Source organism: Candidatus Accumulibacter meliphilus (genome assembly GCF_036625345.1).
GTDB classification, from domain to species: Bacteria; Pseudomonadota; Gammaproteobacteria; order Burkholderiales; family Rhodocyclaceae; genus Accumulibacter; species Accumulibacter meliphilus.
In genome coordinates this window covers 256,391-271,042 of sequence record NZ_JAZKTZ010000003.1, presented here as the reverse complement: position 1 = coordinate 271,042, position 14,652 = coordinate 256,391, and the positions used below count along the sequence as shown (strand labels likewise).

Here is a 14,652-nt window from a genome sequence, read left to right as displayed (position 1 = left end):
CTGACTTAAGGCGGTAGGCCGGGCGGTAAGGACGAGGCAGCGGCGCGAGAGAAGGCGGGAGGGCGAGAGGAAGCTGCGCAGGGCTCGAATTGAACGCGCACGCGCAAGCCGCCGAGCGCGGCCTCGCCGAGCTGCACCGTCGCCCGGTGGCGTTCGGCGATGGTCTTGACGATCGCCAGCCCCAGGCCGCTACCCGACTCGTCGTTCTGTGCGCGGCGATAGAAGCGGTCGAAGACGCGCTGCCGGTCTGCGGCCGGAATGCCCGGGCCCGAGTCGCTGACTTCGATGAACACACCGCTCGCGTCTTCACCGCTGGCGACATCGACCCGGCCGCCGGCGGGGGTATAGCGAATGGCGTTGCCGACCAGATTGGTGATCAGGATGCGCAGCGCCTCTTCGTCGCCGTCAAGCATGTCCTCGCCGCTGCCTGCTGCGGCGCCGAGATCGATTTCCTTTGCTTCCGCCAGCGGCAGCTGCGCGGCGATCACCGCCGCCACCAGCTCGCCAAGCCGTAGCGGGCTTGGCATACGCTCTGCCTGGCCGCCGCTGCCCGGTTCCTGGCGGGCCAGGGTCAGCAACTGCTGCACCGAATGCGTCGCGCGCCGCAAGCCGCCTTTCAATTCGCCGAAAGCTTCGGCACGAGCAGCCGCATCCGGCGCGCGTTCAGCGAGTTGTACCTGCAGGCTCAGTGCCGCCAGCGGGGTGCGCAGTTCGTGCGCGGCGTCGGCGGTGAACTCGCGCTGCGCCTGCAAGGCGTGCTTCAGCCGGTCGAGCAGCTCGTTCAGCGCCCGCACCAGCGGCACCACTTCGCTAGGCACCCGATTCTCCGGGAGGGGGTCGAGGGCGACTGCGGTGCGCGTGCTGACCGCTCGCGCGACCGCATCGAGCGGGCGTAGTCCGCGGCCGACAACGACCCAGATCAGGACCCCGAGAATCGGCAGCATGAGCAGAAACGGGGCGATCGTTCGCAAGGCGGCGGCCAGCGCCAGTTCGTCGCGCGAATGCATCGGTTGCGCGACCTGAATCGTCTGGCCGCGCTGCTGCATGCCGAACACGCGCCACTTGCCGCGGCCGGTATCGATGGTCGCGAAGCCGAGCGGCGTCTTGTCGGGTAGCCCGTCGCGCGGGTGCGAAAGGTAGAGCCGCGTGCCGTCCGGGCGCCAGACCTGGATCGAGAAGTCCTGCGCGTCACCGTCGAGTGCGAAGTTGTGCTGCCCACTGCTCCGGAAGACCTGGTCGCGGAAGGACAGGGCCAGCTGGCGCAGTTGGTAGTCGAACATCGCGTTGGCCTCGTCGCGCGCCGTCCGGTAGGTGGCCAGCGCACCGAGCAGCGTGGTCAGCGTAATCACCGACAGCAGCGCCAGCAGCAACTGGCGGCGGATCGAGGTCATCAGCCAGGGGGGAGCAGGTAGCCGACACCGCGGATGTTCTTGATCCGTTCAGTGCCGAGCTTGCGCCGCAGGGAGTGGATATAGACTTCGACGGCGTTGCTTTCGATTTCTTCGCCCCAGCCGTACAGGCGCTCTTCGAGTTTCGTCCGCGACAGTGGCGTTCCCGGTCGTTCGAGCAGCGCCTGGAGCAGGGCAAATTCACGCGCCGAAAGGGCCACCGGCTTGCCGTCCTGGGTCAGCTCGTGGGTCGCCGGATTCATGCGCAAGTCGCCGTGCTCGATCACCGGGCTGGCGCGACCGGCATGGCGGCGCAGCAGCGCCCGCATGCGTGCCGACAGCTCGTCGAGGTCAAAGGGTTTCACCAAATAATCGTCAGCGCCGCTGTCCAGCCCCCTGATGCGGTCGGCGACAGCGTCGCGGGCGGTAATGATCAGCACCGGAATGTCGTTGCCGGAACGTCGCAGCCTGGCGAGAACCTCCAGACCAGACCTGCCGGGCAGGCCGAGGTCGAGCAACAGCAACTCATAGGGCGCGGTCGTCAGGGCCAGTTCGGCCGTTTGTCCGTCGCGCACCCAGTCGACGCTGCTGCCCTCCTGGCGCAGGCCTTGCTGGACACTCTTGCCGATCATCGGGTCGTCTTCGACCAATAACACGCGCATCGTCTGGCGCCGCTGACCGACTGCCCGGCAGGACCGTTACGGCGCCAGCACCACTTCGTAATACACGCCGCTCGACCCGAAGTAGGGCTTGTACCAGTTTGCTCCGCTCTGGTAATACTGGGTACCGTTCACGGTCATGTGTTTGGCGTTGGGCGGCAGTGCTGCGTACTGGCTGCCGATCGGCAGATTGCCCTGCACGACGTAAGTCGGCTGCGGGGCTACGTAGACCGGCTGCGGGGCCACGTAAACCGGTTGCGAGGCGCTGGCGATCGCTGCACCCGCCATCGCTCCCACGGCCAGGCCGGCCACCGCACCCGCGGCTGCGCCGCAGCCGTAGCAACCGCCATGGTAGTAGCCGCCACCATGGTAGTAGCCGCCGGGGTGGCCAGCGGCAACGAAGCCTCGTCCGCCCCAGCCTCGGCCGGCAGCGACCCAGGCATTGGCATCGGCAAGGGGAACCAGTACGCTCGCGGTCACCGCGACGCCGAGAATGAGTGTTTTCGTCAGTTTCATCGCATTGCTCCTTGTGTTTCTTCCTGGTGTCACTTATCTGGACTGCGCAAGGCCGATCCGCTTGAACTCGAGCTTGACGGCGTCTTTCGGAATGCTGACCTCGAAGCTCTGCGCCGGCAGCGGCGCATTGAGTTTCCAGTCCGAGAACTCGACGGTGAAGGTTGGTTGCCGCTCACCGCTGCGGTAGGAGGCGACCGCCAGGCGCGGTAGCTTGTCCTGCGCGCCGATCCATAGCTCCCAGTCGATGCCGGGAGCGGTAAACGCGAGGTGATCGGTCTTCACACCGGCGATCGTCGACTGCCCTACCACAAAGGCACTCGACAGGTCCTTTGTGAGGCGGGCATAGGGATCCGAAACCAGGAGGTCAACGAAAGGTGCCAAGGTGTCCGCGCCCGGGTGTTCTTGCTGGAGGACTTCGTCGACGGTGTTGCCGCTGCCTTCTTGCTGCGCGTAGAATTTCCTGGCTGGCCCGATGGCCGTCACCGTCTTGCCGTTGTAGTAGAGGTCGTTGGGCAGGAGGTCGCCGCGCGACTCGACGAACAGGCGATCCGGTCGTTGCAGGAGCACCCGTGAAGCCGCGAAGAGGCTGATGTACTGCCCGGTCGGCGACTCCAGTGGCAGCAGGCTGCGCGCCTTGAACTGGAGCGTCCGCGCTGCGGCCAGGGTGTCACTCATGTCCTTCAGCAGCTTGAGGGCTCGCTGATCCTTGACCTCCTTCGCGGACGTGGCCGGCGGCTCTCTTTTCTCATCTGCCAGGGCCGTGCCACTGGCTCCGAGAAGCAGCGTGGCGGCCAGAAAAGTGCCACCGACAAGATTCACCATCACGTTTCGTTCCATCATTTTTTCTCCTCTTATCGCTTTGCAAATATCGTCCAGAATGACTGTCTGCGCGTGCCCACGCTGCGCAGTGTAACGAATGCTTGATCACCATGGGTGATCGCGTGACGGTGGCAGGCCCGGTCAGCCAGCTGGGCGCGAACGGCGCGGCCTGGCACGGCGTCAAGCAGGCGCTTGTTGCTTCCGTGAAGGCTCCAGAAAGGCCAACGACCACGCTCCGCCTGAGCGGGCGCGTGGTCGTCGGGAGTCACTCCGCCGGTGCTGGGCGATGGCGGTGGTGGTGTCCCGGCCTTAAGCCGGGACCGGCCTTGCTATTTGTGGTCGTGCGTGTTGCGGACCATCTGCGCCATCTCGCGTTCAACTTCTTTGTCGAGGTGTACATCTTCAGTGCTGAAGGCGCCAGCTTCGGGGTCGTTATAAACGTCCAGGTCCAGCTGGCCTTCGCTCTTCGCGACGATTACCGATACCACGGCGTCACCCGAGACATTGACGGCGGTCCGGATCATGTCCAGCAAGCGGTCGACCCCGAGAATCAAGCCGATTCCCTCGATCGGCAAACCAACCTGTGCGAAAACCATCGACAGCATGATCAGTCCGACCCCCGGTACGCCGGCGGTACCAATGGAAGCCAGAACCGACATCAGGATGACGGTCAGATAACCTCCAAAGCCGAGATCGACACCGTAGACGTTGGCGATGAATACCGTTGCCACCCCCTGCATGATCGCCGTGCCGTCCATATTGATGGTGGCGCCGAACGGAACCGTAAAGGAGGCCACCGAGTTCTTGACCCCAAGGCGTTCAGTAACGGTTCGCAGCGTCACTGGGATGGTGGCGTTGGAGCTCGAGGTGCTGAAAGCAAATACCTGCACATTGCGCATTTTCTTCAGGAAGGTCATCGAGCTCAGCCCGGAGAAAATCTTGAGTATCACTTGCAGGGTCACGAACAGATGGAACAGCAGGACGGAAATCAGCACGGCGACATAGCCGATCAGTTTCACAAGCAAATCCAGTCCCAGGCTGCCGATCGCTTTGGCAAGCAGGCAAAAGACCGCGTAAGGTGCCAGCGCCATGATGATGGTGACCATTTTCATCATCACTTCGTTGAGCAATTCGACAAACTCGACGACGGGCTGTGCCTTCTTGCCGACCATCAACATACCGACACCACAGAGGATGGCAAAGAAGATGATCGCCAGCATCTCACCGGTGGCCATGGCACTGATTGGATTGGAAGGGACGATGTTGATCAGCACTTCGGACAGCGGTGGCGAATCCTTGCCGGTGAATACTGTTTCCGTGACTGCGTTCATGCCTTCGCCGATGCCCAGTCCGGCAGCAAGCAGGATCCCTGTGGCGATGGCGATCGCGGTAGTGAGGATGTACAGAACGAAAGCCTTGGTCCCGATACGCCCCAGCAGTCTGATGTCGCCGATACCGCAGACGCCACAAATCAGCGAAAAAAGCACCAGCGGAACCACCATCATCTTCAACGCGTTGACAAAGAGTTTTCCGACCACGAGAAACAAGCCATCGACCAGGTACTCGTTGACGAAGGAGCCCGCTGGACTCAGGCCGCCCAGGTTGATCGCCAGGCCAACCACTATGCCTAGCGCCATTCCCAGCAATACTTTGACTGTCAAGTTCATGACCACCTCCTAATGTGGGTGAAGCTGTCTTTTTGTAGTCGCGATGAGCATCCATCGCGGGTCAGCTGCGCATACGCTTTCCCTCGCCACTGCACGGTTTACCCTCGTTTTTCTCCTTGTGCCAAGAGGACGATGCTCTGGTTCCTGGTCAAGCTGGGGTCTTTCCCGAGGACAAATTACCACCAATTGGCGATCGGTGTGCAATGGGTTTGCGACCGGCATCGCGCCCCCACTGGAGCGCGAGCCTATCCCCTATCCACCTGCTGTTGATCGACGCTGCCGGTCAGCGCTTTAAACCAGCCCGCGCGTCGTCGCCAAGATGAAGCCGACGAAGCAGGAGGTACCCACGCCGATCAGGCCAGGGGCAATGAAGCTGTGGTTGATCAGGTACTTGCCGATGCGGGTCGTTCCCGAACGGTCGAACTGAATCGCCGCCAGGTCGCTCGGGTAGGTTGGCAGGATGTAGTAGCCATAGCACGCTGCGGCGAAAGCGACGACGTATCCCGGCGGAAGGCCGATGGACAGCGCCATCGGTACCATGGCGGCGATCGCGGCCGCCTGCGAGTTGACGAACTTGGAGACGATCAACAAGGCCAGGGCGTAGGTCCAGGGCTGCATCTTGACGAGGTCGGCAAGACCATCCTTGATGACTGGCAGATTGGCTTCAAACACCGAGTCGGCCATCCAGGCGACGCCGAAAACGGCGACCACGGCGATCATTCCCGCGCGGAACACCTCGGTCTTGCCGATTTTCGCCGGATTCGTTTTTGTGAACATGATAATGAACGCGCCTGCCATCAGCATGAACATCTGGATGGTCAGCACCATCGACAGCGCCTTGCCCTGGAAATGCGGCCGTAAGGCGTCGAACGCCCCCAGGATGGCCACGACGGCGATGGCACCAACGAAAATCCACATCGCTATCCACTGGCTGCGGTCGAGCGTCTTGCCGAGCAGAGTGGCCGTCTCGCCGTACACGAACTTGTGGTTCTCGGGGTCGGCGACGAATTTCTGGAAGTCTTCATCCTTGTCGAGGTCCTTGCCACGGAACCAGCTGAAGATGCCGATCATCAGCACGCCGGCCAGGGTCGACGGGATGGTGATCGACAGCAGCGTCACGAAGTCGATGATCGGCGCACCTGCCGGCGCCTTGGCGAGAAATGCCGCTAGCGAGACCACGGCCACCGACACCGGGCTGGCCATGATACCCATCTGGGCGCCGATCGTGGCCGCCGCCATCGGGCGCTCGGGCCGGATGTCGTTTTTGATCGCGATGTCATAGATGATCGGCAGCATCGTATAGACCACGTGTCCGGTACCGCACAGCATGGTCAGAAAAGTCGTGGCGAAGGGCGCCATGATCGACACGAACTTCGGATTGCGTCGCAGCACTTTTTCCGCCAGAAGCAGCAGCACATCCAGACCACCCGAGGCCTCCAGGGTCGCCGAGGCAGCGACCACCGCGACGATGGTCAGAATGACCGCCACGGGCGGCGTGCCCGGCGGCATCTGGAAGACAAAGACGAGGATGACGACGCCGAGGCCGCCCAAAAGCCCGAGCGCCACCCCGCCCTTGCGTGCGCCGTAGAACAGGCAGGCCAGAACGAGCAGCAATTGGAGAGTAAGCATCATGAGGGGAGTTCCTTTCCGGGCAAGGGTCTGACTTAATCGGGTAGGTCGCGTAGGGAGGAAGCGGGGGGCGTAGCCCCGTTACCTCGCGCCGTTCATTTTATATCCGATCGATGTCCGCTGATGCTGGCTCTGGCATGCAGCCCGCCGGCAGTTTTGAGCCGGTCCACCGGTCGCCTGGTGCCGCGCGCGAGTGCCAGCAGGCATTCTTCGGCAGTCTCGAAGCGTTCACCAGGATCTCGTGCGACCGCTTTGCGGAGGACTGCTCTTGGCCCGGCCTCTGCGCCTGCAAGCGTCGCCAGCGCCGGTAAGCATTATTCTCTGCGCGAAAAGTGACGCGTATGATGGCTTCAATTCTGTACATCTTCCAACATGGAGGCGGACATGCCATTTTCGGTCAGCGATGTGATCTCTCTCTCCCAGGCGCGCGCCACGCTTTCCGAGCTGGCCGAGCAGGTCAAAGCCGGCGCCGAGAAAATCGTCACCAAGAACGGCGAGAGCTATATCGCCATCATCGCCGCCGAGCGACTCCACTACTACCACCAGCTGGAGCGCGAGCACATCCACCTGCTGTTGATCGACGATGCCGGCAAGGGACTCGACGATGTGGCGGCTGCTCGGGTGCAGGATGCGCGTACTTCCCTGCAGGCGATGAAGCGCCGTCGTGCGGCGTCGTCTGGCGTCTGAGCGGCCGCGGCGACAGTGCCGGTCGGCGTCAGCTTCACCGCCAACTTCGAGCGCAATCTCGAAGCGATTGAGCGTTTCCTGCTTGATGCGGAGGCGCCGCTGGTGTTCGACACCCTGCTTGATCGGCTCATGAATACCGTCATCCCGAATCTGGAGCGTTTCCCCGACATCGGGCGGCCGTTCCTGGATCGGCCGGCGCGCTCGGTCGAGGTACGTAACGGGCTCGATGCCTTGCAGCGCAAGCTGACAGCAATCGGCGAAGGCGGTGTGCTTTGCGAGTACGTTCTGCCGGACTTCCTCCTGCTTTACGCGCGTTTCGATGCGACCATCTACCTGTTGTCGATCCGCCACCATCGACAGCTCTCATTTGATTTCGAATCGCTATGGCAAAGCTGACCGCTGCCCGGTCAGGACGACACGGCGACAAGCTTCCGGGATAGACAAAAAGCCAGTGCAAGATTACGAGGAACTCAAGCAGCTCGAGGACGATTTGTGGGCGGCCGCTGACCAGCTGCGCGCCAACTCCCGGCTGACGGCCAGCGAATACGCCATGCCCGTGCTCGGGTTGATCTTTCTGCGCCATGCGACGACGCGCTTCAACACGCTGCTGCCGACGGTCGAGGAGGGAATTCCCGCTCGTGCCAGCGGCGCACTGCGCGAAGAACGCGTCCGACTGGGTTTTCAAGGCAAGGCGGCCATTTACCTCCCCGAGACGGCGCGCTACGACCATCTCGCCGCGTTGCCGGCGAGTACCAACGTCGGTGAGGCGATTCGCGACGCGATGATGGCCATCGAGGAGTCGGTCACCGACCAGAACGGCAACAAGCTGCTGGCCGGCGCGCTGCCCAAGGATTACCTGGGACTCGAACGCGATCTGTTGGCCGAACTGCTCAAGATCTTCAACAGCCCGCTGCTGGCCAGCGCCAGGGGCGATGTGTTCGGCCGCATCTACGAATACTTCCTGAACCAGTTCGCGCAGAGTGGCGCGCAGGAAGGCGGCGAGTTCTTCACGCCGCCCAGCCTGGTGCGCATGATCGTGAACGTCATCGAACCCGACCACGGCACGGTTCTCGACCCGGCCTGCGGTTCGGCGGGAATGTTCGTGCAGACCGGCCACTTCATCGAGGATGCGCGTCACCGCAGCATGCAGGAGGTCGATATCACCTTCTACGGCCAGGAGAAAGCGGACCTCAACAGCAAGCTGGCGCGCATGAACCTCGCGGTGCACGGGCTGGAAGGCAATATCCGCATCGGCAACACTTTCTACGAAGACCATCACCAGTTGCTCGGCAAGTGCGACTTCGTCATGGCCAATCCGCCGTTCAACGTCGACGGCGTGCAGGTGGCGAGGATCAAGAGCCAGGTCGGTGAGCAGCAGACTGGCCGCCTGCCGTTCGGCCTGCCGGGGACGACCACCAAGAGCCGAAAAAAGGAAGCCGGCGAGACCATCTCCAACGCCAACAGCCTCTGGATTCAGTATTTCTACAGCTACCTCAACGCCAGCGGCCGTGCCGGCTTCGTCATGGCGTCGAGCGCTTCCGACGCCGGCAACAAGGACAGGGAGATTCGCCAGAAACTCGTCGAATCCGGCCACGTCGACGTGATGATCTCGATCGGCACCAAGTTCTTCTACACCCGCAGCCTGCCGTGCACCTTGTGGTTCTTCGACCGCGGCAAGCCGGACGACCTGCTCGACAGCGTGCTGATGATCGACGCACGCAACGTCTACACCGTGGTCTCGGCGCGTTCGCATGTATTCACCGACGAGCAACTGGCCAACCTGAGCGCCATCACCTGGCTCTACCGTGGCGAGAACGAGAAGTTCGTCGAACTGCTGGGGCGCTACCAGCGGGAAGTCGGCGACTGGCTATCGACGATGCGAGAGCGTTTTGCAGCGGACAGCGGCCAAGTCAGCGCTCTGGCCGTCGCGCTGGCTGATTTCGCGAAGGTGACAGCCGATGCCGCGGCGGTCGCGGCGGTGCGCGAAAAACTGGGCGACGAACACTGCTTGACTGACGACTTGCTGGCAGGCTTCCGCGACGAGCTGGCGGCGCTCGAAGCCCAGGCCGACGCCTGGCAGGCCGCATTGCAGGCGGCACTCGATGCCGCCGACACGCTGCTGCCCGACATCCAGAGTTGTCCGCCGGACAGCAGCTTCGCCACCCGCAAGGCGCTGCAAGCCAGGCTCGAAGCCGTCAATCCGCAAGTGAAAGCGGCGCTCGCCGCCCTCGAAGCCCGCCACAAGGCCTGGCTCAAGTTGCTGGAGAGCGCCGAGAAGCAGCTACGTGCCCGCCAGTGGCCGCGTTTCGCCGGCGAAGCAGCGCGCGAGGTGAGGAAGGCCCTGCTTCCTCGCGATGTCAGGAAACGCGAGAAGCCCACCGCACGCGACCTGGCCCTGGAGGCCTGCAAGCGCGCCAGCTACTTCGTCGCCCAGGGGCATTGGCTGCTCGGCCGCTTTCCTAACGGCTGGTACGACGACGTGCCGGGCTTGTGCAAGGTGGTGTCGCCGGCGGATATTGCCGCCAACGATTGGTCGCTGACGCCGGGGCGGTATGTGGGTTCGGCTGCGGCGATCCTGGACGATGATGATGGCGAGGGCTTTCGTGCACGGATGAAGGAGATCCATGACGAACTTGCCGACCTGAACGAGACGGCTCAGACTCTTGCGGCTCAAATTCAAGCCGAGCTCGCGGAACTTGCCGAATGACCTGGACGAAAGCCCCATTTCAGTCATTGTTCTCCGAACCTTCGCGCAACGGCGTCTACAAGTCCAGGGACCATCACGGTTCGGGGGTGAAGGTTATCAACATGGGCGAGCTGTTTGCCCACGACCGGATCGGCTGTCAGGAAATGGCTCGACTTCAGATGACCGACCAAGAGCTTCTCAAGGCAGCCGTTGTTGATGGCGATCTGCTTTTCGGGCGGCGCTCGCTGGTTGAAGAAGGGGCCGGCCGTTGCGCGCTGGCATGGGGCATTGACGAGCCCACCGTTTTTGAGTCGTCAATCATTCGAGTTCGCCTCAACCGTGAGGTCGCCACCCCCGCATTCTACTTCTACTACTTCCGGTCGCCAGTCGGACGGGCTCGAATTCGTTCGATTGTAGGCGGGGCTACCGTAAAAGGCATTCGAGGTAGTGACCTCCAGCGAATCGAAGTGGATCGTCCGCCGTTGGCTGTTCAGGAGCGAATCGCGCGCCGTCTAAATTGCTTTGATGATCTCCTCGGAGCAAACCGCCGACGCATTGCTTTGCTCGAGGAATCAGCTCGGCTTTTGTACCGTGAATGGTTTGTAAACCTTCGCTTTCGGGGGCATGAGCTACTGCCAATGGCCCAAGCTTTGCCCGCTGGATGGAGTCGCAAGCCACTATCGGCTCTGATTGATACAGGGCCAAAAACACTGCACGAAAAGGGCAAGACTTATCCCTTTGTACCCATGCAAGCCCTCTCAGAAACCTCCATGGTGATTGACCAACCTGGTGAGCGTCCGATTTCCGGTGGTGCAAAGTTTCAGAATCTCGACACATTACTGGCCCGTATCACGCCTTGCCTAGAGAACGGGAAAACAGGCATTGTTCAGTTTCTGAGCGACGACGTGCCTGTTGCCAGTGGCTCGACGGAGTTCATTGTGATGCGCAGCAAGGTCGTGAGTCCGTACTGGGTGTATTGCCTCGCACGCGATCTTTCGTTTCGCGAACATGCCATCCGCAGTATGGCGGGGGCGGATGGGCGGCAGCGAGTCAATCCCAAATGCTTCGACACCTACATGACGCTTCAGCCACCTGCGCTGATTCTCAAGGATTTTGATGCCGTAGTAGAACCGATCTTTCAGCAAGTGCAGGTACTCGCGAGACAGAGTCGCGCTTTGACGAAGGCTCGCGACGAACTGCTACCCAAACTGATGTCCGGCGCCATCCGGGTCTGACACCCCAGACAGAAAACCCCACATGCCCCGCGCCGACTACTCCGAAGACAACAACGTTCAGGAACCCGCCGCACGGTTGTTCGCGGAGAACCTGGGCTGGCGTTCGGTCTATGCCTTCAACGCCGAGACTTTCGGCGCCGCGTCGCTGCTCGGTCGCAAGGACGCGACCGAAGTCGTGCTCTTGCGCGAGCTGGACCAGGCGCTGGCGAAGCTGAACCCGAGGCTGGCAGCGACGCGCCAGGGGCGTGACCAGCTCGCTGTCGCCCGCGATCGCCTGCTCGACGCCGACCCGACCAAGACCCTGCTGCAGCACAACGAAGCCAAGTGGCGAATGATCCGCGATGGCGTCACGCTGAAGTCGCCGACGGGCAATGCCGCCGAAGACGCGCATGTTCGGGTGATCGACTTCGCGGCGCCGGAGCTCAACGACTTCCTGGTGGTGCGCGAGCTGTGGGTGCACAGCGGCCCGTTCCGGCGGCGCTGCGATCTGGTCGGTTTTGTCAATGGTCTGCCGCTGGTGTTCATCGAGCTGAAGCGCCACGACAAGGGCCTGCAGGCGGCCTTCGACGACAACTACAGCGACTACCGGGACACCATTCCGCTGCTCTTCCACTACAACGCGCTGGTGATCGTCTCGAACGGCCTCGACGCGCGCTTCGGGTCGCTCAGCAGCAGCTGGGACCACTTCTGCCGCTGGAAGCGCCTCAACGAGGATGATCCGGACACGGCGCCGCAGCACGACGAAGCGCCGCAGCACGACGAAGCGCCGCTGACGCCGATCCTGCCCGTCCTGCTGCGCGGCACCTGCAGCCAGGGTGCGCTGCTCGACATCGTCGAGAACTTCACGCTTTTCGACAGCAGCGAGGAGCGCACGCTGAAGGTCGTGGCGCGCAATCACCAGTACATCGGCGTCAACAAGGCGATTGCCAGGCTGCAGGCTGGCGATAGCGATGTGCTGGCCGGCAAGCTGGGCGTCTTTTGGCACACCCAGGGCAGCGGCAAGAGCTATTCGATGGTCTTCTTCTGCCAGAAAGTGCACCGCAAGGTCTCGGCCGGCTACACCTTCGTCTTGCTCACCGACCGCAAGGAACTCGACGAGCAGCTTTACCGTACTTTCGTCGGCTGTGGCGTGTCGACCAACAAGGGCGACAAGGCGATGGGCGCCGAAGGGCTCGAACGTCTGCTGCGCGACGAGAACCGCCGCTATGTGTTCAGCCTGATCCACAAGTTCCGCCAGCCGGTGACGAGCCCGTGGAACCAGCGCAGCGACATCATCGTCGTCTCCGACGAGGCGCATCGCACGCAGTACGGACGCCTGGCGCTGAACATGCGCATGGCACTGGCCGGCGCCCGCTTCATCGGCTTCACCGGCACGCCGCTGATCGACGGTCCGGAGCGCAGCGTCACCGAGCAGGTGTTTGGCCCCTATGTGTCGGTTTACGATTTCCAGCGCGCGGTGGCCGATGGCGCGACCTTGCCGCTGTACTACGAGAACCGCGGCGAGAAGCTGCGCATGGTGGACGCCCGGCTGAACCAGCGCATCGCGGAACGCATCGATGCCGCCCGCGCGGACGGCGAACTGAGCGAAAAGCAGGAGGAAAAGCTCTACCGGGAACTGGCGCGCGAGTATCCCGTATTCACCTCCGAGACGCACTTGAACGACGTGGCGACGGACTTCGTCGAGCATTACCACCAACGCTGGCGTCTGCTGGAGCCGCCGACTCCGCCTGGTCATGCCCCCAGGTATGGCGGCAATTCCAAGGCGTTGCTGGTGTGTATCGACAAGATCACCTGCGTCCGCATGACTGAGCGCGTCAAGCTCCGGTGGCAGGAGAAGTTGCAGGCGCTGCGCGGCAAACTGCAGGAAGAAGAGGCGCTCTTTGCCAGGGCCGGCAAGCCCGAGACAGCCTACGTCGAGCGCTTGCGTCAGCAGCTGACGTGGATGGCCGAAACGCAGATTCACGCCGTGTTCAGTGGTGAGCAGAACGAGGTCAAAGACTTCGCTGCCGAGGGTATCGACGTTCGTGCGTATCGCGAGGTGATCGCCAAAGGCATCGGCGGCAGGGATGTCGACGAGTGCTTCAAGGATGGCCGCCACCCGTTCCGTGTGGCCGTGGTCTGCGCCATGTGGCTGACCGGCTTCGACGTCAAATCGCTGGCCACGCTGTATCTGGACAAACCGATGAAGGGGCACACGCTGATGCAGGCCATTGCGCGCGTCAACCGCGTGACGCCACACAAGAAGAACGGCCTGATCATCGACTACAACGGCATGCTCAAGAGCTTGCGCAAGGCACTGGCGACTTTCGCGCAAGCTGACCAGGGTGCCGCTGCCGATCCGCTGCTGGATGAGGAGCAGGCCTTGGCCGAATACGCAACAGCCATCGGCAAGGTCGAGGCGTATCTCGCGAGCGTCGGTTCTGACCTGAGCTTATTGATCGGAGCCGAAAAGGGCGAGGAAAGCTGGCAGGCCTTGCTGGATGCGCAGAACGCCGTTTGCCGTTCAGCCGAGAACAAGAAGACCTTCCAGGTCCTGGCCGAGGACGTGGCCGACCGCTTTCGCGGCTTGTTTCCGAACCCGGGCTTGTTCAAGTACGAGCCGCAAGAGAGAGCGATCTCGGCAATCTACAATCTCCTGCAGAAATCGAAATCCGCTGCTGACATCACCGCGATCATGCAGGAGATTCGCGGCTTGATCGATAGCGCGCTGGAGCTTGCCCCGAGGGACGGGTTCAAGCAGCCGCCGAACAAGCAGTACGACCTGTCGGGTATCGACTTTGAACGCCTGCGCGCGGAGTTCGCCAGGTCGCCCTACAAGAACACCACCGTCCTGACGCTGCAGGAGAGGATTCAGGCGCGGCTTGAGCAGATGCTCGCCCGGAACCCGACCCGTATTGACCTCTACCGACGCTATCGGGAGATCATCGACGCATTCAACCGCGACAAGGATGCCGCCCAAATCGAGCGGGTCTTCGCAGACTTGCTGAGGGTCCACGATTCGCTCGACGTGGAGGAGCTACGCCATGTGCGTGAAGGCTTTGAGAGCGAGCGCGAGCTGGCCGTTTATGACCTGCTGTGCAAGGACAAGGCGAGCATCAAGAGCGGCGACATCAAGCGCATCAAGCAGTTGGCCAGCGAACTGCTTGCTACTGTCGAGCAACGGCGCCGTGAAATGGGCAACTTGCGCGACCGCGCCTCGGCGCAGGCGCAGATGAAGGCGGCGATCATTGACCGGCTGCTCGCCGGCATGCCGGACGATTTTTCCAGCGACGACATTGAGCTGCGGGCCGAGGTGATCTTTCAGTACGTGCAGCAGCAGCTGCACTCGGCGAGGGTGCACTGACGCCGACCGGGATGCTGAATATT

General features: G+C 62.4%; 11 protein-coding genes. 5 read left to right on the top strand and 6 right to left on the bottom strand.

Translation table 11 applies throughout. The features are described from left to right. Positions 1–5: 5 nt before the first annotated feature. The 6 genes from V5B40_RS07465 to V5B40_RS07440 all read right to left on the bottom strand — a co-directional run bounded on the left by V5B40_RS07465 (position 6) and on the right by V5B40_RS07440 (position 6,681). Positions 6–1,391: an ATP-binding protein gene (locus V5B40_RS07465; RefSeq protein WP_332353891.1), complete on the bottom strand. Its 1,386-nt coding sequence runs from the start codon at positions 1,389–1,391 to the stop codon at positions 6–8. Beyond that, entirely contained in the window at positions 1,391–2,050 is a 660-nt protein-coding gene (locus V5B40_RS07460) for a response regulator (protein ID WP_332353890.1), read from the bottom strand. The genes V5B40_RS07465 and V5B40_RS07460 overlap by 1 nt, the downstream gene beginning before the upstream one ends. 36 nt (positions 2,051–2,086) lie before the next feature. Then, on the bottom strand, positions 2,087–2,563 hold the full coding sequence (locus tag V5B40_RS07455; RefSeq protein WP_332353889.1) for a hypothetical protein: 477 nt from the start codon (positions 2,561–2,563) through the stop codon (positions 2,087–2,089). Positions 2,564–2,596: 33 nt separating this feature from the next. After that, positions 2,597–3,403 (bottom strand): DUF2092 domain-containing protein, encoded by an 807-nt coding sequence (locus V5B40_RS07450; protein ID WP_332353888.1) that lies wholly within the window; start codon positions 3,401–3,403, stop codon positions 2,597–2,599. Positions 3,404–3,711: 308 nt separating this feature from the next. Next, a complete protein-coding gene (locus V5B40_RS07445; RefSeq protein ID WP_332353887.1) occupies positions 3,712–5,049 on the bottom strand; it encodes a dicarboxylate/amino acid:cation symporter in 1,338 nt (445 codons plus the stop codon). Between the two features lie 291 nt (positions 5,050–5,340). Further along, positions 5,341–6,681 (bottom strand): anaerobic C4-dicarboxylate transporter, encoded by a 1,341-nt coding sequence (locus V5B40_RS07440; protein WP_169067291.1) that lies wholly within the window; start codon positions 6,679–6,681, stop codon positions 5,341–5,343. A 381-nt stretch (positions 6,682–7,062) separates the two neighbouring features. Here V5B40_RS07440 and V5B40_RS07435 point away from each other — a divergent pair, with 381 nt between their 5' ends. The 5 genes from V5B40_RS07435 to V5B40_RS07415 are packed head-to-tail and all read left to right on the top strand — an operon-like array spanning position 7,063 to position 14,629. Further along, entirely contained in the window at positions 7,063–7,365 is a 303-nt protein-coding gene (locus tag V5B40_RS07435) for a type II toxin-antitoxin system Phd/YefM family antitoxin (RefSeq protein WP_332353886.1), read from the top strand. Positions 7,366–7,380: 15 nt separating this feature from the next. After that, positions 7,381–7,761: a type II toxin-antitoxin system RelE/ParE family toxin gene (locus V5B40_RS07430; protein ID WP_332353885.1), complete on the top strand. Its 381-nt coding sequence runs from the start codon at positions 7,381–7,383 to the stop codon at positions 7,759–7,761. Positions 7,762–7,816: 55 nt separating this feature from the next. Beyond that, positions 7,817–10,072, top strand: coding sequence for a type I restriction-modification system subunit M (locus V5B40_RS07425; protein WP_332353884.1), 2,256 nt, complete (start codon positions 7,817–7,819; stop codon positions 10,070–10,072). Beyond that, complete coding sequence (locus V5B40_RS07420) at positions 10,069–11,286, top strand: restriction endonuclease subunit S (RefSeq protein ID WP_332353883.1); 1,218 nt, start codon at positions 10,069–10,071, stop codon at positions 11,284–11,286. The genes V5B40_RS07425 and V5B40_RS07420 overlap by 4 nt, the downstream gene beginning before the upstream one ends. 22 nt (positions 11,287–11,308) lie before the next feature. Next, positions 11,309–14,629, top strand: coding sequence for a type I restriction endonuclease subunit R (locus tag V5B40_RS07415; protein ID WP_332353882.1), 3,321 nt, complete (start codon positions 11,309–11,311; stop codon positions 14,627–14,629). Positions 14,630–14,652: the final 23 nt, after the last annotated feature.

What these genes read in the sequence shown, in the direction of transcription:
- V5B40_RS07460 (WP_332353890.1), bottom strand. Translation starts at nt 2,050, where the DNA reads ATGCGCGTGTTATTGGTCGAAGACGACCCGATGATCGGCAAGAGTGTC.
- V5B40_RS07450 (WP_332353888.1), bottom strand. Translation starts at nt 3,403, where the DNA reads ATGATGGAACGAAACGTGATGGTGAATCTTGTCGGTGGCACTTTTCTG.
- V5B40_RS07420 (WP_332353883.1), top strand. Translation starts at nt 10,069, where the DNA reads ATGACCTGGACGAAAGCCCCATTTCAGTCATTGTTCTCCGAACCTTCG.
- V5B40_RS07445 (WP_332353887.1), bottom strand. Translation starts at nt 5,049, where the DNA reads ATGAACTTGACAGTCAAAGTATTGCTGGGAATGGCGCTAGGCATAGTG.
- V5B40_RS07440 (WP_169067291.1), bottom strand. Translation starts at nt 6,681, where the DNA reads ATGATGCTTACTCTCCAATTGCTGCTCGTTCTGGCCTGCCTGTTCTAC.
- V5B40_RS07435 (WP_332353886.1), top strand. Translation starts at nt 7,063, where the DNA reads ATGCCATTTTCGGTCAGCGATGTGATCTCTCTCTCCCAGGCGCGCGCC.
- V5B40_RS07415 (WP_332353882.1), top strand. Translation starts at nt 11,309, where the DNA reads ATGCCCCGCGCCGACTACTCCGAAGACAACAACGTTCAGGAACCCGCC.
- V5B40_RS07455 (WP_332353889.1), bottom strand. Translation starts at nt 2,563, where the DNA reads ATGAAACTGACGAAAACACTCATTCTCGGCGTCGCGGTGACCGCGAGC.
- V5B40_RS07465 (WP_332353891.1), bottom strand. Translation starts at nt 1,391, where the DNA reads ATGACCTCGATCCGCCGCCAGTTGCTGCTGGCGCTGCTGTCGGTGATT.